This is a genomic window from Glutamicibacter sp. 0426 (assembly GCF_001906485.1).
Taxonomy (GTDB): Bacteria; Actinomycetota; Actinomycetes; order Actinomycetales; family Micrococcaceae; genus Glutamicibacter; species Glutamicibacter nicotianae.
Map to the genome: position 1 here is coordinate 939287 of NZ_MPBI01000001.1, position 23333 is coordinate 962619.

General features: G+C 64.3%; 19 protein-coding genes and 1 tRNA gene. 9 read left to right on the plus strand and 11 right to left on the minus strand.

The annotated features are described in order from the left end of the window. Positions 1-28: 28 nt before the first annotated feature. The 3 genes from BKX98_RS04460 to BKX98_RS04470 are packed head-to-tail and all read right to left on the minus strand — an operon-like array spanning position 29 to position 3094. Positions 29-1003, minus strand: a complete 975-nt coding sequence (locus BKX98_RS04460) for a TAXI family TRAP transporter solute-binding subunit (RefSeq protein ID WP_073706257.1) — start codon at positions 1001-1003, stop codon at positions 29-31. Beyond that, positions 993-2429 (minus strand): HAMP domain-containing sensor histidine kinase, encoded by a 1437-nt coding sequence (locus BKX98_RS04465; protein ID WP_073706258.1) that lies wholly within the window; start codon positions 2427-2429, stop codon positions 993-995. Before BKX98_RS04465 ends, BKX98_RS04460 begins: the two co-directional genes overlap by 11 nt. Beyond that, positions 2426-3094, minus strand: coding sequence for a response regulator transcription factor (locus BKX98_RS04470; protein ID WP_073706459.1), 669 nt, complete (start codon positions 3092-3094; stop codon positions 2426-2428). The genes BKX98_RS04465 and BKX98_RS04470 overlap by 4 nt, the downstream gene beginning before the upstream one ends. A gap of 242 nt (positions 3095-3336) precedes the next feature. On the opposite strand from BKX98_RS04470, the gene BKX98_RS04475 reads away from it, so the two are divergent. From BKX98_RS04475 to BKX98_RS04485, 3 genes are all read left to right on the plus strand, one after another. Beyond that, the gene (locus BKX98_RS04475) at positions 3337-4617 is read left to right on the plus strand and encodes an Nramp family divalent metal transporter (RefSeq protein ID WP_073706259.1); all 1281 of its coding nucleotides are present in this window, start codon (positions 3337-3339) and stop codon (positions 4615-4617) included. A gap of 80 nt (positions 4618-4697) precedes the next feature. Then, positions 4698-5339 (plus strand): NADPH-dependent F420 reductase, encoded by a 642-nt coding sequence (locus tag BKX98_RS04480; protein ID WP_038991029.1) that lies wholly within the window; start codon positions 4698-4700, stop codon positions 5337-5339. A gap of 111 nt (positions 5340-5450) precedes the next feature. Continuing rightward, positions 5451-6965: an FAD-dependent oxidoreductase gene (locus tag BKX98_RS04485; RefSeq protein WP_073706260.1), complete on the plus strand. Its 1515-nt coding sequence runs from the start codon at positions 5451-5453 to the stop codon at positions 6963-6965. A 79-nt stretch (positions 6966-7044) separates the two neighbouring features. On the opposite strand, the gene BKX98_RS04490 is transcribed toward BKX98_RS04485, so the two are convergent. Next, positions 7045-7129, minus strand: a tRNA-Leu gene (locus tag BKX98_RS04490). 510 nt (positions 7130-7639) lie between these two features. Between BKX98_RS04490 and BKX98_RS04495 the strand changes: the two genes are divergently transcribed. The 3 genes from BKX98_RS04495 (at position 7640) to BKX98_RS04505 (ending at position 10514) form a co-directional block, all read left to right on the plus strand. Continuing rightward, on the plus strand, positions 7640-8161 hold the full coding sequence (locus BKX98_RS04495) for a DUF2127 domain-containing protein (RefSeq protein WP_083586612.1): 522 nt from the start codon (positions 7640-7642) through the stop codon (positions 8159-8161). Positions 8162-8275: 114 nt separating this feature from the next. Next, positions 8276-9256, plus strand: coding sequence for an alpha/beta fold hydrolase (locus BKX98_RS04500; protein ID WP_073706262.1), 981 nt, complete (start codon positions 8276-8278; stop codon positions 9254-9256). A gap of 64 nt (positions 9257-9320) precedes the next feature. After that, complete coding sequence (locus BKX98_RS04505) at positions 9321-10514, plus strand: glycosyltransferase (RefSeq protein ID WP_073706460.1); 1194 nt, start codon at positions 9321-9323, stop codon at positions 10512-10514. Positions 10515-10588: 74 nt separating this feature from the next. Here the strand turns inward: BKX98_RS04505 and BKX98_RS04510 are convergent, their stop codons facing one another. Genes BKX98_RS04510 through BKX98_RS04520 form a run of 3 tightly spaced genes read right to left on the minus strand, consistent with a single transcriptional unit; the run spans position 10589 to position 14077 of the window. Then, the gene (locus BKX98_RS04510) at positions 10589-11443 is read right to left on the minus strand and encodes a MaoC/PaaZ C-terminal domain-containing protein (RefSeq protein WP_073706263.1); all 855 of its coding nucleotides are present in this window, start codon (positions 11441-11443) and stop codon (positions 10589-10591) included. Between the two features lies 1 nt (position 11444). Further along, positions 11445-12782, minus strand: a complete 1338-nt coding sequence (locus BKX98_RS04515) for a 3-oxoacyl-ACP reductase (RefSeq protein ID WP_073706264.1) — start codon at positions 12780-12782, stop codon at positions 11445-11447. Next, positions 12782-14077 (minus strand): acetyl-CoA C-acetyltransferase, encoded by a 1296-nt coding sequence (locus BKX98_RS04520; protein ID WP_073706265.1) that lies wholly within the window; start codon positions 14075-14077, stop codon positions 12782-12784. The genes BKX98_RS04515 and BKX98_RS04520 overlap by 1 nt, the downstream gene beginning before the upstream one ends. A 75-nt stretch (positions 14078-14152) precedes the next feature. Between BKX98_RS04520 and BKX98_RS04525 the strand changes: the two genes are divergently transcribed. Together BKX98_RS04525 and BKX98_RS04530 are read left to right on the plus strand one after the other, a co-directional pair. Continuing rightward, entirely contained in the window at positions 14153-14812 is a 660-nt protein-coding gene (locus BKX98_RS04525; protein WP_073706266.1) for a TetR/AcrR family transcriptional regulator, read from the plus strand. Between the two features lie 50 nt (positions 14813-14862). Then, on the plus strand, positions 14863-16878 hold the full coding sequence (locus tag BKX98_RS04530; protein WP_073706267.1) for an acyl-CoA dehydrogenase: 2016 nt from the start codon (positions 14863-14865) through the stop codon (positions 16876-16878). Between the two features lie 93 nt (positions 16879-16971). On the opposite strand, the gene BKX98_RS04535 is transcribed toward BKX98_RS04530, so the two are convergent. Further along, positions 16972-17448 carry a VOC family protein gene (locus tag BKX98_RS04535; protein WP_233125271.1) on the minus strand — a complete coding sequence of 159 codons (477 nt, stop codon included), beginning with the start codon at positions 17446-17448 and terminating at the stop codon, positions 16972-16974. Positions 17449-17507: 59 nt separating this feature from the next. Here BKX98_RS04535 and BKX98_RS04540 point away from each other — a divergent pair, with 59 nt between their 5' ends. Beyond that, positions 17508-18077 (plus strand): GNAT family N-acetyltransferase, encoded by a 570-nt coding sequence (locus BKX98_RS04540; protein ID WP_073706268.1) that lies wholly within the window; start codon positions 17508-17510, stop codon positions 18075-18077. On the opposite strand, the gene BKX98_RS04545 is transcribed toward BKX98_RS04540, so the two are convergent. From BKX98_RS04545 to BKX98_RS04560, 3 genes are all read right to left on the minus strand, one after another. After that, the gene (locus BKX98_RS04545; protein WP_073706462.1) at positions 18074-19009 is read right to left on the minus strand and encodes a dihydrodipicolinate synthase family protein; all 936 of its coding nucleotides are present in this window, start codon (positions 19007-19009) and stop codon (positions 18074-18076) included. The genes BKX98_RS04540 and BKX98_RS04545 overlap by 4 nt on opposite strands. 664 nt (positions 19010-19673) lie before the next feature. Further along, the gene (locus tag BKX98_RS04555) at positions 19674-20249 is read right to left on the minus strand and encodes a hypothetical protein (protein WP_143181015.1); all 576 of its coding nucleotides are present in this window, start codon (positions 20247-20249) and stop codon (positions 19674-19676) included. Between the two features lie 120 nt (positions 20250-20369). Continuing rightward, positions 20370-23243: an exo-alpha-sialidase gene (locus BKX98_RS04560; RefSeq protein ID WP_073706271.1), complete on the minus strand. Its 2874-nt coding sequence runs from the start codon at positions 23241-23243 to the stop codon at positions 20370-20372. Positions 23244-23333: the final 90 nt, after the last annotated feature.

The window sequence follows — 23333 nt, forward strand, 5'->3', positions numbered from 1 at the left end:
CGGCCGTCTCGTACCGGCGTGCGCGAGCTTATCCGTGCAGTTCCCGGTAGGCGGTGCGCGCACCCGGGTGCAACGGCAGGCCACCGGTGCTGATCAAGGTTTCAGTGGTCAGGAATTGTATGCCGGCGCTGGAGTCCGGGACCAGCTGGTCAGCGTGGTCGACCAGGAGCTTGACGATGGCTCCGGCCAGGTCATCAGCCATATCCGCGCGCGCCATCAACAAGTTGCCCACCCCGATTGTCTGGACGGACTTGACGCCGTGGTAAGTTCCCTCCGGGATGACAACCGCGTCGTACAGGTCCGGGTACCGCTCACGCAGCTGCGGCAGGACCCCCGACACGTCGAGCAGTTCCAGATCCATGCTGGACGCGAGTTCGCTCAGCGGCATCACCGGCAGGCCGCCGAAAAGGAAGAGCGCGTCAATGCTTCCGCGGCTCAGCGCGTCCAACCCTGCCGCGTACCCGTACTGCAGCTCCGTGGGCGCATTCGCGCTGTTCTTGAGCTTCGCCGCTTCAAGGATCCGCTGGCCGGTAACCCACGTACCGGATTCCGGGGCGCCGGTTCCGATGGTGCGTCCTGCCAGATCGTGCAGCGATTCAATGCCGGTTCCAGGACGGAGGATGCAATGGAAGTAGTTCTGGTAGACGCGGCCCAGGGCCAGCGGCTGGGTCTGCGAGCCATGATCCTTCCGATACTGGTCCGCCGTATCGGCCAGCGCCAGGGCCAGCTCGGCCTCGTTGCCTGCGAGCATCGCCAGGTTCTGGGCGCTAGCTTGGGTATTCAAGGCGTGCGACTGCTCGGCGACGCCGTTGGCCACCAGCGCCCTGGAGAGCAAGGAGGCAAATTGGAAGTACATTCCCCCATCTTCACCTGACGCGATATCCAATCGGCCTGCACTGGCCCGCGAAGTGCAAGAACCCAAGGCCGGGATCGTGGCAGCCACCGGGAGCGCAAGAAGGTATTTGAGCAGTTTCCGCCGTGATGGCAATGGCTCAGGATTCATCGTGGACCTCTGATTCCTTGGTGTGCCGGGGGAGGCTTATTGTGGCTTTCAGCCCTTGGCCCGGAGAAGATTCCAGCGTGAGTCCACCGGCATTGACGCGTGCCAGGCGATCGACGATCGCCAGTCCCAACCCTGTTCCCGGGCGGTGCCGCACCTGTTCTGCACGCCAGAACCGATCTGCGGCGTTCTCCAGTTCAGCTGCGCTCATGCCGGGACCATGGTCTTGGATTTGAATCTCTATTGTTCGCTGGTGGAGCTCGAGGCCCATCACGATGCTGCTGCCGGGTGCGTATTTGAAGGCGTTCTCAACCAGTTCTGCGAGCATCTGCTGCAAATCGAAGCCGTTGCACCACGCGATGGCTTCCGGTTCCGAGGTGGCACTGGCATCGAGCACCAGCTGGTTGCCTAGCAGCCGGGCAGCTTCGGATTGCCGTTCGACTTCTTCGGCAAGCATCTGCCCGACGTCGATTTGCTGGCCGCGCACAGCTGTGTCGGGCAGCGCGTCCCCGGCCCTTTGCTCGGTCAGCCGATGCTCGGCGCTGGCCAAGCGCATGACGCCATCCAGCAGGGTCTCGACCCGATCCAGTTCGCTTTCCACGGCGTGCACCCCGGCGGGATCCGCCTGCTCGCCCAGGCGCATCTTCAGCAGATCCACGCGAAGCCTCAAGGCTGCTACCGGGTTGCGCAGCTGATGGGATGTCTCGGCGATGAGCTCTTGCTGCTGCTCCAGGCTCTCGGCCATGGTTTGGGCCATGCGGCTCAGTGACCGGGACAGCTGGCGCAGCTCGGGAGGGCCTTGCTCTTCCAGATGCACCGGTGCCTGGTGCTGCGCAATGTCGTTGACCGCGTCGTTGAGCCGGTGCACCGGGCGAAGCACCCAAGAGGTGAGGCGGTCGGCCAGGAGCAGCAGTCCGGCACCAAGGGAGATGACCATGAGCCAGAGCACGCTGGACTTTTCCAGCACCTTTGTGCGTGCAGTTTCCAGGTTCACTTGCATCGTGACCGAGCCGAGCACCTGGGCGGAATTGCCGAAAGGCTGCGAAAGCAATGCAGTGGCATCGGAGAAGGGATCGATGGGCGGAAGCTGGAGGAGCCCGAGGTTCAGTTCGGCATTGCGCACGGCCTGCGCAATCTCGGGGTCCTGCGGGTCGATGCTCCCCGAGACCAATTGCCGCTGGCCGAGATTGATCAGCAGTCCCTCGCCATACAGATCGCTATAGGTATCCATCTCCAGCTGGAGCAGCGACATGTCGCTGTTCAGGTCGGCATGGGTGGCAAGCTGGACAAAGCGGTTCAATGCCGAAATCCGGTTCAGCTGCAGGTCCGCGGTGGCATCGCGGCTCACGCTCTGCAACAGCATCGCGCTGGCGATGGCGACGATCGCCAGCAGCAGAGTGCCAAGGATTCCCAGTACGCGCAGCCTCACGGGTTTGGCGTTTCCAGCCGGTAGCCGACCCCGCGAACGTTCACGATCATCCCCGGAGCCGCGAGCTTGGAACGCAAGCCGGTGAGGTGGACATCCAAGGAACGCGACACCGCAATGAATGCGTCGCCCCAGAGACGGTCAAGGATCTGCTCCCGGGTGACTACCGATCCGGCGTGCTGGGCCAGCAACGCCAGCAAGTCGAATTCCTTGGCGGTCAAATGCAGCGCCCGCCCGTCGAGTACCGCTTCGTGCTTGCCGGTATCCACGCGCAGCCCGCCGGCGATGAGCACGCCGTCGTTGTCGTCGGCAAGCACCTTTGCCCGGCGCGCCACCGCGTCAATACGGGCAAGGAGAACTGCCAGGCCGATGGGCTTGACCAGGAAATCGTCTGCGCCCTGGCGCAGCCCCCGGACCACGCTGCGCTCGTCATTGCGAGCCGAGAGGATGACGACGGGAATGTCGCTGATTTGGCGCAGCTTGCGCAGGACCTCAAGTCCGTCCATGTCCGGCAGGCCCAGGTCCAGCAGGATCATTTGTGCGTTTCGATGCTTCAACAGCGCGTCGGCACCGCGGCTGACATGCTCTGCCAGGTGGCCGGCCGCGCTCACCGCATCAATCAGGGCGCGGGCGACGGCCTCGTCGTCTTCGACGATCAACAGCTGCACGGCATCATCCTCGGTGATCAGATCCGGGCGCGAAGCCCGCAGGTAACTGGTCAATTCTAGCAATTCGGGTACGCAGTGTTTCTCACGTCACCCTCAAACTTAAGAAAGTGTTAGTAGTTGACTGTGAGTTTGCCAGTAAGAAAGATCACTACCAAGATTGAATACGATCTCACACCCCCGTGGTCCGCATCACCGTAGATGCGCTGCCGCGGCGGCATCGCATTGCGGCAAAGGAAAATCAAATGAGTGAAAACATCGAGGCGCAACGCGCCGATCTGGACGGTGGCGGCCCACCGCGCTGGAAGGTCATTGGCCCGGGCTTGGTCGTTGCGGCGACCGGCGTTGGCGCAGCCGACATGGTAGCCACCCTGGTAGCAGGCAGCCAGTATGGCTATGCCCTGCTGTGGGCAGTGATTGTCGGCGTGATCCTGAAAATTGTTCTGGTTGAAGGCGCTGGCCGCTACACCCTGGCCACCGGAAAGACCATTTTCGAAGGCTGGAGCACCCTGGGCAAGTGGACCACCTGGTACTTCGGTCCCTACATCATCATCTGGGGCTTCGTCTACGGCGCTACCGCGATGAGCTCTGCCGCGTTGCCGCTGGCAGCCTTGATGCCGGCAGTGGACCTGAAGATCTGGGCAGTGCTCATGGGCCTGCTGGGCTTCATGATGGTCTGGTTCGGCAAGTACAACTTCTTCGAGAAGATCACCGCCGTGCTGGTAGGCATCATGTTCGTGACCGTGGTGGGCTTGGCTTTCATCGCTGTGCCGAACATTCCGGAGATGCTCAAGGGCCTGATCCCGATGATTCCGCAGGGCGGCGTGGTCTACACCCTGGCTTTGGCCGGCGGCGTCGGCGGCACCATCACCTTGGCCGCCTACGGCTACTGGCTGCGCGAAAAGGGCTGGTACACCCCTAAGTGGATGCGCGTGATGCGCATCGACAACACCATGGCCTACGTCATGACCGGCATTTTCGTGCTCGCGATGCTGATCGTCGGCGCAGAAGTTGTTCGCGCCGCTGGCGTCACCATTTCCGGTGGCGACAAGGGACTGCTGGAACTGGGCGATGTGCTGAAGGCCGAGTACGGCGATGTTGTCGGCAACGGCTTCCTGGTAGGCTTCTGGGCCGCGTCCTTCTCGTCGATCATCGGCGTGTGGAACGGCGTTTCGCTGATGTTCGCTGACTTCTGGGGCCACATGCGCAAGAAGCCTGCAAACCACCCGGACACCATGACCGGCGGCAAGTACTTCAAGTTCTACGTCTTGTGGCTGACCTTCCCGCCAATGGTGCTGTTCCTGCTGGACAAGCCGATCGCCCTGATCCTGGCCTACGGCGTCCTCGGCGCACTGTTCATGCCGTTCCTGGCAGTCACCCTCTTGGGCCTGCTCAACGGCAAGCGCATCCCGAAGGAATGGGCGAACCGCTGGCACACCAATACGGCGCTGGCGATTACCGCGGTGCTGTTCATCATCTTGGGCGTGCAGCAGCTGTTCAAGTCCCTGGCTCCGCTTTGGAGCTGACAAGCTTCCGCTAAGTTGAAGGCCGTGGTGGCATGCAATGAATTGCATGCCACCACGGCCTTCGCGTCTAGGCTGGAGCTATGAGCATCAAGCGGATTGGAATCCTGGGCGCAGGACGAGCTGGCACGGCATTGGCCCGGGCAGCGGCAGCTGCCGGCATCGAGGTACGCATCGCGGGCTCGCGGCCCCCGCGGATGATGAAATACCACTTGGCGCAGTATGCATCCCGGGCCACCGGCGTGCTGGCCGAGGAGATCGCCGAGGATGTCGACTTGGTGGTGCTCATGGTGCCGCAGGAAGAACTCGGCGACATCGATGTCTCCTCCTTGGCTGGCACCCTGCTGGTGGATGCGACCAACCGCTGGGAAGACGAGCCGCTTCCCGATTGGCTGGAAGCCTCGCTGGATGCCGGTCTGTCCAGTTCCGAGGGCATCGCGGCCCGCTTCAAGAGCTCGCGCGTAGTCAAGGCACTGAATCACATCAGCCATTGGGATATGGATGCGGATCGGGCAACTAAGCAATCTGCGCAGCGTGCCCTGGGCGTCGCCGCGGATAACGCGCAGGATGCCCAGATGGTTTCGGAACTCACCAAGGCATTGGGTTTCTCCCCGGTGCAGCTGCCCAGCTTGGCCGCCGGCCGGGTGCTGGAACCGCAGGGACCGGTCTTCAACCAGGTGCTGGATGCCGAGAGCCTGCGCCGGCTCAGCGGAACCCAAGGGTAGCTGGGCTCAAGGCACGACGGTTCCATCCAGTGGGACTGCTTCGCAGTGAATCGGCAGTGGACAGCTAATCTTCTGGATACTTTTTAGCCTATTTCGAGAGGATGCCCGCACATGTCCGAAAGCAGCTCGTTCAACATTTCAGCCAGCAGCATCAGCAACTGGGATTACGAGGCCGATGTGGTGGTTGCCGGCTACGGCATCGCCGGGGTGAGCGCCGCCATCGAGGCTGCACGCGCCGGAGCCGAGGTGCTAGTGCTCGAACGTTCCGGAGGCTGGGGCGGCGCCGCTTCCATGGCCGGCGGCTTCGTCTATCTCGGCGGCGGCACTCCGCTGCAGCGGGCCCTGGGCTTCGAAGACACCGTCGAGAACATGAAGTCCTTCATGAAGGCCGCCCTCGGCCCGGGGACCGACGATGCGAAGATCGATGCCTATTGCGAAGGCAGCGTGGATCATTACAACTGGCTGGTGGACGCGGGTGTCGCCTTCAAGCAATCGTTCTGGGGCCAGCCAGGCTGGGAACCTCCCCATGATGACGGGCTGATGTACTCCTGCGGCGAGAACGCAGCCCCGTTCAGCACCTCGATTTCCCCGGCTCCGCGCGGGCACGTTCCGCAGATGTCCGGCAAGAATACCGGCGAGCAGGGCGGCGGCTACATGCTCATGAAACCGCTGGTCGAGACCGCGCAAGCCCTGGGCGTGCGCGCCGAATACGACCTGCGGGTGCAATCGTTAGTCGTCGAGTCCGATGGACGCGTGGTGGGCATCGGCGCCACGCGCTATGGCAGGGATCTCTACGTAAAGGCACGTCGTGGCGTGGTCCTGGCCATGGGCAGCTTCGCTTTCAACGAAGAAATGGTCCGTGCCAATGCGCCGCGCATCCTGGGCCGCCCGGCGGCATCCATTGAGGCGCACGACGGGCGCGCCATCCAAATGGGCCAGTCGATTGGCGCAGCGACCGCCCACATGGACGCCACCGAGGTCGCATTCTTCTGCGATCCGCAGTTGCTGGTGCGCGGCATCCTGGTCAACGGCCGCGGCCAGCGCTACATTAATGAAGACGCCTACCCGGGCCGGCTCGGCCAGGCGACGTTGTTCCACCAGGAGAACCAGGCATTTCTGGTCATCGACGAGGCTGCATTCGAAGAAGGCTCGGCCAGCGAAACCTCCAGTCCGGAACTGTTGATGCAGCCTACCTGGGTTGCCGACAACGCCGCCGAGCTGGAAGCCGAGATGGGACTGTCTGCAGGCAGCCTCCAGGCCACCATCGAGCAGTACAACCGCTTCGCGGCCGAGGGCACCGATCCCCTGCTGGGCAAGAACCCCAAGTGGGTCAAGCCACTGCGCGGTCCGCTGGCGGCAATCGACCTGCGTGGCCGCACCGGAGGATTCACCCTGGGCGGGCTGAAGACCGATGCCGACTCACGGGTACTGCATGTTTCGGGCGCACCGATCCCGGGCTTGTTCGCGGCGGGACGCTGCACTTCGGGGGTCTGCGCCGGCGGCTACGCCAGCGGTACCAGCCTGGGCGATGGAAGCTTCTTTGGCCGCCGCGCCGGAATCAGCGCGGCACAGGAAGCAAAGTCCCCGGATGGCATCGCGATGGCGCAGGGAGCCGCGGCTCATTGATTCCGTCCCCAGCGGGCCAAGATTTCTGGCAGATGTGAAAAACCCCCGGTTGACCGAAGTCAACCGGGGGTTTTACCTGTGCGCGAAAGGGGACTTGAACCCCTACCCTCTATTCGAGGACCAGCACCTCAAGCTGGCGCGTCTACCTATTCCGCCACCCGCGCAGGTTGTTCGTTGTTCGCGTTGTTATCGCTGGCAACGAAGTAAAACTCTACCACCGCTTTCGCGTGAATTCCAATCGGCCACCAACTGCCCCAAAGTCGTCGAAACGCCCGTAAATTCGCGGAATATTCGGCCTTGAGTAGGAGGTTTCAGCATTTTCACTGCAATTTCGTGTCAAGGGTCACAAGATTTTCGACAGAATTGCAGGTTTTCGGCGACCGTGATGCCAGTTACCAGCGATTCGAGCATTCAACTGTACTCGCGCAGGTGTGCGAATGACGCGGGTGCCCACTGTCTTTCGTTGATCATTTAGGCGAAGCGACGGCTCACTGTCCTCGTGGCTTCGATCAGCGCCTGATCTCCCTACGACATTCCGGAACGAAAACTGATTGAAAATGAACATCGCTCGCCACGTGGAATCGAATTGGCAGCATGCCAGCTCTCAGATACTCCATAGCGATTCGTCGCACTTTGAGAAGTAAGCTCAGATCATCGTTAATGCTTGTCAAACAATGAAGAAAGCACAGCGGGCCATGAACCATCCGGAATCAGCACCAGGACAAGGCAAGCGCCGCAGATTGCTAGACCGAACTTTTTACATGGGCCTGATCCTCAAGGGCATCACGGGCGTTTCGGAACTCGTGGCCGGCACCATATTTCTCTTTGCCGGGCCATCTCAGATCATGGTGTTCGTAAGTGCAGTGACTCACCACGAACTTTCCGAAGATCCGCAGGATTTCATCGCCCGCTTTCTGGTCAGTTTGGCTGAACGCCTAGATGTTTCTGCAACACTCTTTGCAGCGGCTTACCTGCTATTCCATGGGATAGTAAAGGTGGTGCTGGTGTGGGCAGTGCTGAGAAACCAATTGTGGGCTTATCCGTGGCTCATTGGATTCCTGATTGCATTCATCGTGTACCAGATCTACGAGCTGTTTATCAGCTTCAGCTGGGGACTCATCGGGCTCACAGTTTTCGACGCATTCATCGTTGTACTGACATGGCGCGAGTATCAACTTCATCGACGGACAGCTTGAACTCTCCAGCCGAGCTCCCCGCATTTTCAATGATGGCCGGCCAAGGAGATCCAGAAGAGCGGAAGCAACTTTCGATGAAGCCCTCGTTGGCCCGCTTTCCCGTAAAGTGCGTACATGACTGATTTTTCCCTCGGCAGCAATCCCATCCATCACGGGCTGATGCCGACCGACGATGGCCACCAGCTGTACTGGGAAGAGTTCGGACGCCGCGACGGAATCCCGGCACTGCATCTGCACGGCGGCCCGGGAGGAACGCTCGGCGCCAGCGGCTATCGAAACCGCTGGGACCTGTCCCGTACGCGCCTCATCGGTTTCGAGCAGCGCGGTTGCGGCCGTTCCCTCCCCTCGGCTGCAGATGCAAACGTGGAGATGGAATCATTCACTACCCCGCGGCTCATTGCCGACATCGAAACGTTGCGCATCGGGCTGGGAATCGAGAAATGGATCCTCAATGGCGTGTCCTGGGGCTCGACCTTGGCGCTCGCCTACGCGCAGGCGCATCCCGAACGTGTTATCGGCATCGTGCTGTTCGCGGTGACGACAACCAGCCGTGAAGAAGTCCAATGGATCACCGAAACCGTTGGAGCGCTCTTTCCCGAGGCATGGGACCGGCTCGCGGGATTCGCCAGCAGGCATGTTCCTGCCTATGCGTCCGGAGAGTTGCGGCTGGTCGAGGCCTACGCGCAACTGCTCAGCTCCAGCGATCTTGAACTTCGCGACGCGGCCTCCTGCGAATGGGCCCTGTGGGAGGATACCCACATTTCCCTCGGCTCCGAGCAAGTGGTTCGGGATCCGCGCTGGGAAGAGCGCAGTTTTCGGCATTCGATGACCCGGATGACGACGCATTTCTGGGCCCACGACGGCTTCTGCCAGCCACCGATCCTCGAGAACATGGCCAAGATCCAGCATCTTCCGGCCGTCCTGATCCACGGACGCGCCGATGTTTCCGGCCCTGCAAGAACCGCATGGAAGCTGCACCAGCTCTGGCCGGCTTCCTCGCTGGTCATCTGCGAAAAAGACGGCCACGGAGGAGCGGACATGGTGGATCACTGGACATCCGCAAACGCGAAGATGCTCGACTTGGCTTCTTGGTAGCATCAGAGGCGGAGTTTCGAACGAAAAATTCCGTCACCAGCACAGCACCTTGGGAGTACCGATCATGCGCATAGCCATGCTTTCCCTGCATACCTCGCCAATGCAGCAACCCGGCTCCGGCGATGCAGGCGGCATGAACGTGTACATCCAGAACCTTTCCTATGCGCTGGGCGCGCTGGGCCACGAAGTGCATATGCTCACGCGCACCGCCGGGGAATCAGAGTCGCTGCAGGTCAGTGAGGGCGTATGGATGCACCAGGTGCAGGTAGCCGCGAACCGGACCCTGGCCAAGGAGCAGCTGCCCGAAATCATCGACGAAGCCGCGGAAGAAATAGCCACCCACCTGCACGGCGTGAAGATCGATGTAATCCATGGCCACTATTGGCTCTCGGGAATGGTGGGGCTGCAGCTGGCCGCACGGTGGGACGCTCCCCTGCTGGTGTCGATGCACACCTCGGCCGCGGCCAAGGAGCACGAATCGGGCATCCCCGAGCCCGGGTACCGCAAGGAAGCCGAGCAGCAGCTGCTTTCCGAATGCGCGCGCATCATCGCCAACACTCCAGTGGAAGCGAAGCAGCTCGGGCGCTTCTACGCCGTGGAATCGAAAAAGCTCGACATCGTGCTGCCCGGCGTCAACCACCGAATCTTCCATCCGGACCAGGACAAGGTGCGCCGCCCGCTGGGCGAGGATGACCTGCATCTGGTCTATGCCGGACGGATGCAACCGCTGAAGGGAGCGCATCTGCTGCTCGAAGCCATGGGCATCGCGCGCCGCGAGGACCCCAGCCTGCGCATCACCGCATCACTCTTCGGCGCCCTGTCCGGGCAAACCAACTACGACCTGCCATCGCTCGTGCAACGCCACGGCCTTCAGGACGTCGTCCGCTTCTTCGATCCGCTCTCCCCCGAGAAATTGGCACTCGTCTTCGCCAACGCCGACGTCGTTGCAGTCCCTTCGCTCTCCGAGACCTTCGGCCTGGTAGCCGCCGAAGCGCAGGCCTGCGGCACTCCGGTTCTGGCCAATGCCGTGGGCGGTTTGGCGTACGCCGTGAACGACGGCGAATCAGGGTGGCTCATGGACGAGCCCGATGCCCAGCTGTGGGCCGAAAAATTGCTTGAGCTTGCCCGGGATCCTGAACAGATTACCGCCGCCGGACACGGCGCACTGGAGCATTCGGGACTATTCACCTGGGAGCGCGCCGCTGTCGCTACATTGGCCAGCTATCGCATGGCCCAGTCCGAGCGCCACCGAGCCTAGTCAAGGACGGTGGCACCACAGTGCCCTGGCCGTCAACGCGACTGCGTCGATGACCAGGGCACTGGTGACTTCACCTAGCCGCGCACCAGCTCCATTTCGAAGTGGGGCTTGGATTTGCGCGCGTTCCACGCCTGGATGGTGTAACCGTCGGCGTTCGGCTGGAAGGCCAGGTCAACCGAAGCCGGAAGCACCACCGGAGTCTTGAACTCGATGCTCCAGCGGTAGCTTCCGCCAGCAGGCTCGATCCCCGCCAGCGCACGGGCCGCCAGGTAGATGCCGTGGGCGATGGCCGCAGGCATGCCCAATGCCTTGGCGCTGAGCGCAGCCAGGTGGATCGGGTTGTAGTCCCCGGCGACCGCGGCCCAGCGGCGTCCGGTTCCAGCATCCAGTTTCCAGCTTGCGGTGCGCTGCGGTGCGGCAAAGTCAGGGCGCGCGCTTTTCTCCGGCGTGGTCCCATCGAGCCGCACGCCTTTGGCCAAGAACGTGCTGCGCAGCAGCATCCGGTCCTGCCCATCCACCACAATGCGCATCACCAGGTCGGCGGTCACCCCGTGCGGATGGGCCGCGAGGTTCTCGCTGTGCACCTCGATGTCGAATGCCTCGTCCTCCCCCAGCGGCTGCTGGACCTCCACCTGATTGACCAAGTGGATCATTCCCAGAAGCGGCAACGGGAAATCGTCGCGCACCATCAAGGACATCGCCAGCGGGAACGCCAAGGAGTGCACGTAGAGACTCGGCAGCACGCCGTTCATCGGTGCGTCCACGGCCTTGCGGAACTCGGCAAGCTTCGCCGGATCGGCCTTCGCGCCCTGGAACACCAGCACGGTTTCGGGCAGCACCGGGTTCTTCGGCTTGCGCTTCAGGGTCTTGACGGACTGGGCATAGACCGAGGCCATCGACGGAATTCCGGTAACGATCTGCGCACCCATCTCAGGCACCTACCAGCGATTGGCCGCAGACGCGCAGCACCTGGCCGTTCAGCCCGGCCGCGGCATCCGAGCCGAGGAAGCTGATGGCTTCGGCAACATCCACCGGCAGGCCGCCCTGCATCAGCGAGGGCAGGACCATGCGGGCCACGGTGCGGGTGCCCAGCGGGATCTTTGCGGTCATCTCGGTCTCGATGAATCCCGGGGCCACCGCGGCAATGGAGCCGCCATTCTCGGCGAACAGCTTGGCGCTGGCGTGCACCATGCCGATCACCCCGCCCTTGGAAGCCGCATAATTGGTCTGCCCGCGGTTGCCGGCGATCCCGGAGGTGGACGCCAGCGACACGATGCGCAGGCCCGGCAGGTTGGCCGCCAGGAAGGCCTCGTTCATGCGCAGCTGCGAGGCGATGTTCACGGCAATCACCGAATCCCAGCGGCCGGCATCCATGTTGGCCAGCAGCTTGTCGCGGGTGATTCCGGCATTGTGGATCACCAGATCCAGCGAGCCATGCCGGCCGATCGCGTGATCCATGATCTGCTGCGCTGCATCTTCCGCGGTGACATCCAGCTGCAAGGTGGTGGCGCCGATGGAATTGGCCACCTTGGCCAGCGCTTCGCCGGCGGCCGGCATGTCTACCACGACCACCTGCGCCCCATCGCGGGACAGCGTTTTGGCGATGGCCGCGCCGATGCCGCGGGCGGCCCCGGTCACCACTGCCACCTTGCCGGCCAGCGGCTTGGCGAAGTCAGCCGGAAGCACGCCATCGTTGGTGCGCACGGTCAAGAATTGGCCGTCCACATAGGCGCTGCGCCCGGAGAAGAAGAAGCGCAAGGCGGCCAGCGCACTCGGGCTGGCCACGGTAGTGCCAGCGTCGAGCACGATGCCATTGGCGGTCGCGCCGCCGCGCATTTCGCGGCCCATCGAGCGCACCACGCCATCGATGCCCTGGCGCACGGCTGACAGCTGGGGCGCATCATCATCCCCGGCGGGCCGGGAGAATGCGACCACGCGGCCGCCGGGAAGCAGCTTGCGCAGCGCCTGGCCGGCCGCCAGCATCAGCGGCGAGAGGTCCGTGGGGCGCTCGAGCTCGTCGAGCAGCAGCACCAGGCCGCCGAGCTTGGCCTCGCCCGCATCATGCCGGCGCACATCCAGGCCCCAGGAGACCAGGGTGTCGCTCAATTCCTGCGCCTGGGCCGAAGCGCCGAGGATCAGCACCGGGCCGGGCAGCAGGGCTTCCTGCGGGTTGTAGCGGCGCAGTCGCGGCGGACGCGGCAGGCCCAGCATGGTGGCCAGCTTCTTGGTCAGGCCGGTGTTGACCAGTTCCATGTACTTGTCTGCCATTAGTTGCGAGCCTCCAGAATAGCGACGACGCCCTGGCCGCCTGCTGCGCAGACCGAAATCAGTGCGCGGCCCGAACCCTTTTCGTGCAGCATCTTCGCAGTGCTGGCGATAATGCGGCCGCCGGTGGCGGCGAAGGGATGCCCGGCAGCCAGCGAGGAGCCATTCACGTTAAGCTTCGACCGGTCGATGGCGCCCAGCGGCGCATCCAGGCCAAGCTTCTCGCGGCAGAATTCCTCGTCTTCCCACGCCTTGAGCGTGGACAGCACGGTGCCGGCGAAGGCTTCGTGGATCTCGTAGAAATCAAAGTCCTGCAAGGTGAGGTTGTTGCGCTTGAGCATGCGGGCGGTGGCGTAGGCCGGGGCCATCAGCAGGCCTTCACCGCCGTGCACGAAGTCCACCGCGGCGGCTTCGAAGTCGACGAAGTTCGCCAGCATCGGCAGGTCGTTGGCTTGGGCGTACTCTTCGCTGCCCAGCAGCACCGTCGAGGCGCCGTCGGTCAGCGGGGTGGAGTTGCCAGCGGTCATGGTCGCTTCCTCGCCCAGGTTCTTGCCGAAGGCCGGCTTGAGCTTGGCGAGCTTTTCCATGCTGGAGTCGGCGCGCAGGTTGTTGTCCTTGGCCAGGCCGTTGAATGGGGTAATCAGGTCGTTGAAGAAGCCCCGGTCGTAGGCGGCAGCCAGGTTCTTGTGGCTGGCCAAGGCCAGTTCATCCTGTGCTTCGCGGGTGATGCCCCACTTCTTGGTGGTGATCGCCTGGTGGTCGCCCATGGACAGGCCGGTGCGCGGTTCGCCAGTTCCCGGGGCCGCCGGGGCCAGGTGGCCTGGGCGCAGCTTGGACAACGCGGCCAACTTGGCTTTGGTGGAGCGGGCCCGGGAAAGTTCCATCAGGATCGCGCGCAGCGAATCGGATACGGCGATGGGCGCGTCGGAGGTGGTGTCCACACCGCCGCCGATGGCCGAGTCGAGCTGGCCGAGCTTGATCTTGTTGGCCAGCGAGCCGATGGCTTCCATGCCGGTGGCGCACGCCATCTGCACGTCGTAGGCCGGGGTGGCGTGATCCAGCGAGGAGCCGAGCACCGCTTCGCGGATCAGGTTGAAGTTCTTGGAGTGCTTGAGCACCGCGCCGCCGGAGACGGCGCCGATGCGCTGTCCCTGCAGTCCGTAGCGGGCGACCAGGCCCTCGAGTGCGGCGGTGAACATGTCCTGGTTGGACGCATTCACATAGGCGGTGTTGGAACGGGCGAAGGGAATGCGGTTGCCACCGATGATCACGGCGTTGCGCACAGAAGGCTGGCTCATGTTCGTTGAACTCCTGTAAATATTCTGGTGTGACAAGTATTACTGTAACCAAGAGTACATGATACTCTGAGTTACGTGAACAAGATCACCGAAGAATTCGACCGCGAGACCGACGGCCGGGCAGCCCGCTGGGAAGCGCATCGCACCGCGCGCCACGAGGAGCTGCTCAAGCTGGCACGCAAGGCAGTGCACGAGCTCGGCCCGCAGGTCTCGATGGAAGACATCGCCGGGCACGCACGCACCTCCAAGCCCGTCTACTACCGGTACTTCGGAGACAAGGAAGGACTACGCCAGGCGCTGAGCGCCATGGTGATCAACGACTTCCGCGAACGCGTCATCGCCGCGGGTCTGGCCAAGGAAGACGAAATCAGCGCGCTGCACGCGATGGTCTCCTCCTATCTGGGACTGGCCGACAACAGCCCCAACCTGTACTTCTTCGTGACCTCCGCCCCGCGCTCGGCCGATGACGAGTCGGCCGGGGCTCTGAACACCTTCTTCGAGGAGGCCTCCAGCTTGATGAGCGAACGCCTGCTCAAGCTCTACGACCAGCGCGCCACCGCCGCCACCCTCGATTTGTGGCCGCGTGCGGCCCTGGGCATGGTCCGCGCCGCCGGCGAGCAATGGCTGAGCCAGCCGCCCGGCGCCAACAAGCCGTCGCTGCAGTCGCTGGCCACCGAGCTGACCAACTGGCTGGCCTACGGCATCGCCTCCACCCGGAAACCGACAACCCGCTGAAGCACCACTTGGTGCACCCCAACCCGAACCACCGAAATGAAAGGCACGCCATGAGCGAGAACCGCATCAACGTCACCGCCCTCTCCGAGCAGCTGCTCGGCCCCTACGCCGAAATCCGCAAGGCCTCGCGCGCCCGCGCCGCCAATCCGCAGCTGCAGCGCGACCCGCTGCTGGGCATGGCCGAGCACCGCGAACGGGTGCTCGGCCAGCTGGGCATCCTCGTCGAGCAGGAGGCCGTGCAGCGCGCCTTCCCCAAGGAATTCGGCGGCTTCGATGACCACGGCGGCTCGCTGGCCGCCTTCGAGGAACTGGTGGCAGCCGACCCATCGCTGCAGATCAAGGCAGGGGTGCAGTGGGGCCTGTTCGCCGGAGCGATCCTGCACCTGGGCAGCGAAGAGCACCACGCCAAGTGGCTGCCGGATGCCATGAGCCTGAAGACCCCGGGCGCCTTCGCCATGACCGAGATCGGCCACGGCTCGGACGTGGCGTCGGTCGCCACCACTGCCACCTACGACGAAGCCACGGAGGAATTCGTCATCCACACCCCGTTCAAGGCCGCCTGGAAGGACTATCTGGGCAACGCCGCACTGCACGGCAAGGCAGCCACCGTCTTCGCCCAGCTGGTCACCAAGGGCGTGAACCATGGCGTGCACTGCTTCTACGTGCCGATCCGCGACGAGGACGGCAACTTCCTGGACGGCGTCGGCGGTGAGGACGACGGGCTCAAGGGCGGGCTGAACGGCATCGACAACGGCCGGCTGCACTTCACCAACGTGCGTGTTCCGCGCACCAACCTGCTCAACCGCTACGGCAACGTGGACGCCGACGGCACCTACTCCTCGCCGATCCCCTCGCCGGGCCGCCGCTTCTTCACCATGCTCGGCACCCTGGTCCAGGGCCGCGTCTCGCTGGATGGCGCCGCCACCAACGCCTCGAAGATCGCCCTGCAGATCGCCGTGACCTACGGCAACCAGCGCCGCCAGTTCAACTCCACCTCGGACACCGAGGAAACCACCCTGCTGGACTACCAGCGCCACCAGCGCCGGCTGATCACCCGGCTGGCCCGCACCTATGCCTCCTCCTTCGCCCACGACGGCCTGCTGGACAAGTTCGATGCGGTGTTCTCCGGCCGCGCCGACAGCGACGACGACCGCCAGGACCTGGAAACCCTCGCCGCCGCGCTGAAGCCGCTGAGCACCTGGGACGCACTGGACACCATCCAGGAATGCCGCGAAGCCTGCGGCGGCGCCGGCTTCATCGCCAAGAACCGCTTCACCCAGCTCTACGCGGACCTGGATGTCTACGTGACCTTCGAGGGCGACAACAATGTGCTGCTGCAGCTGGTGGGCAAGCGCCTGCTCACCGACTATGCGGCCGAGTTCCGCAAGCTCGACACCGGCGCGATGGCGCTGTACGCGGCCAAGCAGGCAGGCACCACCGCACTGCACCGCTCCGGGCTGCGCAGCGTGGGCCAGGCCTTCGCGGATATCTCCGATGAGCGCAAGAGCGCCAACTTCTTCAAGGACCCGGAGAACCAGCGAGCCTTGCTTACCGACCGCATCAATGCCAAGGTCGCCTCGGTGGCCAACGCCCTGCGCGCCGCCGGGAAGGACAAGGCCAAGGGCGCCGCCGCGTTCAACGAGAACCAGGACCTGCTGATCTCCGCGGCCCGCGATCACGGCCAGCTGCTGCGCTGGGAGGCATTCACCGCGGCCATCGAGAAGACCGGCGATCCGGCCACCACCGAGGTGCTGACCTGGCTGCGCGATGTCTTCGCGCTGTCGTTGATCGAGGACGACCTGGGCTGGTACCTGGCCAACGGCCTGCTCTCGATGCAGCGTGCCCGCACCCTGCCCGGCTACATCAACCGCCTGCTTGCCCGCCTGCGCCCGCACGCCCAGGACCTGGTGGACGCCTTCGGCTACACCCAGGACCACCTGCGTGCAGACATCTCCTCGGGCGGCGAAGCCGAACGCCAGGATGAGGCCATGGAGTACTTCCGCAAGCTGCGCGCCAGCGACAATGCGCCGATCAGCGAGAAGTCCTTGCAGAAGGCCAAGCGCTAGTACCTGCCTGAGGCCAGGTCACCGGTGCCCGGCCCCGGGGAAATTCCGCGGGGCCGAGCTCCGGCCGTTTAACAGTAGTCGCGGCTGCTGGGATTAATTGTCCAGCCGCTGGGCCAGCGCCACGGTCAGCCCTTCGGGACCGCGCACGTAGGCCATCTTCCACATGCCCTCGTATTCGCCTACCCCGCCGATCAGCCCATAGCCCTGGGTTTCAAGGCCGGTGAGCATCTCCTGGAGATCGTCGACCTCGAACGCGATCGAGCGCAGCCCGAGTTCATTGGCCATGGCGTGCGGGTTGCCCGGTTCGTGCGCGGGCTTCTCGAAGCTGGACAGCTCGATGCCGACGGAGGAATCCTCGGATTTGAGCATCACGATGTTCGTGCGCGAGTCCTTGACCCCGCACACGGTTTCCAGGAACTCGCCTTCCATCCCGTCGGCTCTCCCCTCGACATGCAGGCCCAGGCCAATGAAGAAGGCGGTCACCAGATCGAGGTCTGCAACGGTGATGCCGATATGGTCAAAACGGATTATTCGTGGCATGGTGGTGGGCACGCTTTCCTTGATCGACATCCAGTTAGCCACAGGGTACGCCCCACAGGCGCCCGGAACCAGTCCCCGAAGAAGACTTGATGGAACTAGAAATCTTGCCTGCAGATGCCTCGCGCTGGGATGGCCTGGCACTCATCTTCGGTGTGCGGGGCGATCCCTCGTGGTGCAAATGCCAGTACTTCATCGATGAGCAATGGAACCGCGGCGCGGGCAGCAATGATACTGCCCTGCGCGAACAGGTCAGCGGCTCCGGCATTCCTGCCGGCCTGCTCGCCTATGCCGATGGCCAGCCGGCAGGCTGGGTGCAGGTCGGGCCCAGCGGGCGGTACCCGCGCTTCCGCCCCCGCGGGCACCAGGCCGGCGAATCCATCTGGGTGCTGACTTGTTTCGTTATCCGCCCCGAATTCCGCCGCCAAGGCATTTCGGCCCAGCTGCTGGCCGCCGCAATCGAGCATGCCCGCGCGAACGGCGCCAGCGTGCTGCGCGCCCGCCCCACCGATACCAGCATCAATGCCAAGGACAGTGCCGGACTGTTTACCGGTGTCCTGGCAACTTTCGAAGCTGCCGGCTTCACTGTCATCAACCGCAACAGGAGCGTGGCCCTGGTGGAATTGGACCTGGCGGAACTGGATCTGGCTCCGACTTGCTAGAGACTTGCCAGCCCCAACCGGTCGAGCATCAGAGCTAGCTGGGCGCGCTGATCCGGTTTCAGCCCCTGGACCGGCAACGGCAGGCAATCGGGCGCAGCCAATCCCTGACGCTCGGCGATGGCGGCGCTGACGCGCAGGCTGCCGCACTGCCCGATCAGCTCCCACAGAGGTTGCAGGTCTTCACTGAGAGCCAGCGCCTTCGCGGGCTCACCCGCCTGCACCGCACGCGTGATCCCAAGCATCGGTACCGGGATCGTCCCGCCCACCGCGGTAAACCATGTATCGCACCCGGCGATCAGCCCGGCTGCCCCGAACGCATCGCCGGAGACGCCAATGCCGACGTGCTCGGGAAGAACCGCCCTGATCGCGGCGACATGCGCCCGCGCTTCTTCCGGATCTGCCGGAACCCCGGGAATCTTGATGGAAATGATCCCGGGCAACTGCGCGATCCGCCCGTAGAGCTGGTTGCTGAAGGTGAAATGCGTGGTTGACGGATTGTCGTAGACGACCACTGGCAGCTCGCTGCGCCCGGTGGCTGCCCGGAACAGCTCGAAGACCTCGTCATCATCCAGCCGCTGGTAGCCCACCGGGGCGAGCAGCACTCCGGCCGCGCCGGCGGCCCGGGCATCATCAATATGCGCCAGCACGTGCTCTGTGCGCATGGCGCCGACGCCGGCCAGCACCGGTATCCCGGCAGCGTGCTGCACTGCCAATCGGATGACGCGCTCACGCTCTGCACGATCAAGGTACATGTACGAACCGGTCGAGCCCAGTACGGTGATCGAATCCACCCCGGCGGCAACCAGGCGCTGCACCAGTCCGGCGAAGGCGGTCTGATCGAGCTGGCCGTCTTTCAACGGGGTGAGCGGGAAGGCGCTGAGCCCGGTCAATGCAGTCACGGGCACCGTTCCGGTGCTATCTGGCGATGTCATCATGGAAGTCCTGTTCACTATGCTGGTTCCTTGATCTTACGTCCAGCACTGCGCAGGCGATGACCACGCACCCGCCGAGTATGGTGGGCATGCCGACGTGCGTGCAGCAGCATCCCGGCCCATGGCTAGGTCCGCCGCTCCGGGAGCGCAGACTGGTCGCGCATCCATATGCGTCTGGGTCCCGGATTTCAAAAACTGCTGGCGAATGCTGCCTCCAGTAGGTTGTGCTCGACTTGCCTCGAATTGAACCTGCCGGTTGCGCCCGGCACGTTCAGCAACGTGATCGATAGCGTGCAGGATCTCATCGCTGCGCCAGAATGAGCCGAGCTTGTGTTCCTTCTTGGACTGCAAGATGCCGCAGTTCGTGAGCGCTTGAAGAGGCGGGTAGATGCTTGGCGGTTTCACGCCCGGACTCTGGCCGCGGAGGCTGCTGCAATCACTGGTTTTTGCATCAGCAGATCCAGGGTCCTCCAGGCGTTGCTGCTCACTCGCGAAAAGGAGCGGGTATTCCATGATTCGCGAATGGCGCTGATATCTTGGATCATTTCCCGGGTATTGGCCACAGCCAGACGCGAAAACCGCCACCATCACCACGCCTTAAAAGAAGACTGGGGTGAATGGCGGATCAGCTCATTCACCCCAGTCCCCCGGGAATCTTCGCGGATTAAAGCCCGTCGACCTCGACCAGGCCGCGACGGGTAGGCACCGGAGCCACATGCGTGCCGTTAGCCGCCACCCGCTGCACCGAGCGCAGCCGCGTGGCAGGTCCCTGCGCGGTCTGCAGGATCCACGGGCCGACCATCAGGTAGCCGCGGTCCTTCTCGGCTTCGGTCACCACCCCGGTCACCACGAAATCGCCGTATGGTTCCTGGCTGAAGGAAGCCACCACCAGATCGCCATGCGACAGCTCGGAAACCTCGATGTCTTCCGGAGCGAAATCGCCTTCGAAGACGGCAGGGAAGGCGCGCACGTCCTTGTCAGGCTGGCGCTGCATGATCTCGCCGCCCTCGGCGTCCTTGGCTTTCTTCTTCGCCGCGGCCGCGTTCAACCCGCCGACCATCACGTCATCGAGCACGGTCGCGTGCGCGGCCCCGGTAATCAAGAAGTTGCCGAAACGTTCGGTCTTGTAGAGCACCGATAGGACATCGCCGCCCTGGACCTCGCCGAAGGCCGCTTTCATGCCAGCTACGTCGCGCTTGGAAGGGCCTTTGATAAAGACGTCCACTAATTCTCCGTTCATGCTGTTCAACACAATTCTCGCTCCCAAGCCTAGGCGAGAAGGGCGCGCGCCCGGAAACGGACGCGCGCCCTGCTGGCGGCGGGGTTGGCGACGGGAACCAGGATCCGGCCTGCCACCGTGCTACTTCACCCGCACCACCAGCTGCTTGCTTTCGGTGGAACCGGCGGCATTCGCCACGGCCGCCCGGTATCGGTAGGTTCCCGGTGCACGGTCCTCCAGAACCGTCGTGGCCTGCTGCGCGTTCGGGGTGTCGGCGTCCAGCTGCTGCTCATCGACCAGCTTGCCGTTCTCGAATAACTGGTAGCTGGTGGCGTTGGTGCCCCACCGCAGCTCGCTGCTCACCGTGATCGTGCCAGCCTGAGCATCAACCTGGGCGCTGAGCTTCGGCGCACCCGGCGCGGCATCGGTGACCTTCACGGCCAGCACCGCGGTTTTGCGCTGGCCGGCAGCGTTGCGCAGCACGCCCTGGTACTTGTAGGTGCCGTTCGCCTTGCCGGTGATGCCGACACTGGCCTGCTGGGCTTCCTGGCCGTTCGCAGCCAGTGGTTGGCGGGCGATCTGCTCGCCGTTCTCATACAGGATGAACTCGGTGGCGTTGGCACCGTAGCGCAGGTCCATGGTGATCGTGTAGTCGCCGTCCTGCAGCCCGCTGCCCTGTCCGTTGTCGTGCGAGAGCACGGCCTTGCCCGGCTTGCCGGAGGCTTCCTCCTGTTCCTGCACCGGCAGGTCCAAGGCCGGCAGCACCAGTTCGGCCGTGGCCTGCTTGGCCCCGTTGTTCCCAGCCAGCGTTTCGGCGGCTTCAGCCAGCTTGGCCTGCTCGATATCCGAGGCTTGCAGCTGGCGGGTGACGGTGGCCGTGGCGCTCTGACCCGCGGCAAGCTCCGGGATCTCGATCCCGCCGCCGATGATGCCGGTCAGCCGCACGTTGCCGGTGTTCTGAACGGTGGCCTCATAGCTGACGGTGTCTCCGGCAGATGCGTAGCCGTCATCGTCCAGGTCGGCCAGCACCGGCTGCCCGGCGTGGGCTTCCAGGCCCGGGGCGCGGACCAGCAGGTCGACCTCGTCGCCGATGATCCGGTATTCGTTGGCGACCGTCGCGTAGTCCCCGAGCTTGCCGGATGTCCAGGTGGTCTGCGGGGTGAAGTATCCGTTGGACAGGTCCTCGGCGGTCACCGCATGGCGCGGGGTGGTGCACTGGTAGGAGGCGCCGGCAGCCAAGTTGGAGTAGCGGCAGTTGCCGGCCTCGCTGGGCTCGCCGACCGGCTTCGCGGCGAAAGGAGCGAAGTTGCCCTCGGTGGGCACCACCCATTGGTTGATGTTGCCGGTGCTCTTCACGGTGAAGCTGTACGGCACCTTCTCGCCTTCGGCATAAGGGTCGGTAGCCACGTCGCGGCCGGAGTCGGCGCGCTGACCGGTCACCTCGATGCCGGTGACCTCCTGGCCGTTGATCTGCGCGTCGACCAGCCCCTGGGACTGGGTGCCATCGGCCTCGGTGAACACCAGCTGCAGCTGCTGAGTGCCATTGGCCAGCGCCGAGATGTCCACCGGCAGGGCCACGGTGCGCGACTGCCCGAGCTCCAGCGGCTCGATGGCCAGCGGTTCGGCGGTGGCCTGGCTGCTTTCGGCCAGCGCCAAGGTGCCGCTGATGGCGCGGTCCTCCTGGTTGGCGATGGTCACCTCCAGCTCGGCCTGCTCCCCGGCTGCGGCGGTGAGTTCCGGCGCGGCCAGCGGCGCGCACACGTAATTCAGCCATTGCTCGTCGAAGCTGGCGAATTGCATGGAGTCGGTGTAGCCCCCCTCATAGAAGACACCGAACTGTCCGTCGTCCAGGGCGCTGGCCACCGAGTACGCGGAGAAGCCGCGGCGGATGGTGCGCAGCCCCGGCCAGGTTTGCCCGTCGTCGCAGGAAACCCGGGCGGAGACGTTCTGCCGGCCGGTCTTCGAGTTGGCCCCGGTGTACAGCAGCTTCTTCGCCTCGGCGCTGCCGGCCTCGGCGCCCGGATACAGCTGGGTGATGTGGGCGTTGTTCGTCGGGTCGGGCAGCTGATGGTCCGCGGAAACCTGGGAGTAGCTGTGGCCGCCGTCCTCCGATACGGCCACCTTGCGGTAGCCGCCACCTGCCGAATCGCGGGAGTTGAGCATGACCCGGCCGTCGGAGAGCTCCACGACCTTGTTCTCGTCCATCCGGCTGCCGGTGAATTCGCCGCGCTGCCAGGTGGCACCGTGGTCGTCGGAGTACACCGAATAGGCCTGGATGCTGCGGGACCCGTCGGGTTGCATGACATCCCCGGCATACTGCTGGATCAACCGGCCGGCGTACTCGCCGCGGGACAGCTGGATGCCCGCGCCGGAGGTGGCGAAGGTGCTGCGCACCGCGCCGGGCACGGCACCGTCCCCGGGCTTGACCACATCGGTGATCAGCCGCGGCTCGCTCCAGGTCAGCCCGCCGTCGGAGGATTCGACCACCGCGGCGCTGATCACCTGGCGGTTCTCGTCGTCATTGCCCCAGGCGCTGCCGTGGAAACCCTGGTCCTTGGAGTAGACGAAGAAGGCGAAGACCTTGCCGGTCTGCTGGTCGTGGACGTAGCTGGGATCGGAATAGCCGTACTTGCCTTCCTCGGCGCTGCCGGCGAACCCGGCGGCGATCGTGGTCATCGGCCCCCACGTCTTGCCGTTGTCGGTGCTGCGGCGCTGCACGATGGAGTTGGGGTTCGGCGCGTCGGCGGCGCTGCCCGGCCGGGCATCCCAGGAGGCGAGCACCACTCCGTCGCCCAGGTGCAGCAGCGCCGGGATGCGGTAGAAGAAATCGGCCTCGGTGCGGTCCGCACCGAGGTTGGTCTCGGTGAACTGCCCCGGCGCGGCGCCCGGGTCGGCTTCGGTGGCCGAACCGGCAGCCTGCGCTGGCGAGGCGGCAGACAGCGGCACCAGCAGCGCGGCTGCCACGGCCAGGGCCAGCGGCCGGCGCCGGCGTGATCGGTGGATAACAGGTTTCAAGGGCGGAGTCCTCTCACTGGGGATGGGATGATCGCGGTGATCCGCTAGAGGTATGACGTAGGACGTCACCCCCAGTGTATGTGGCGTGCA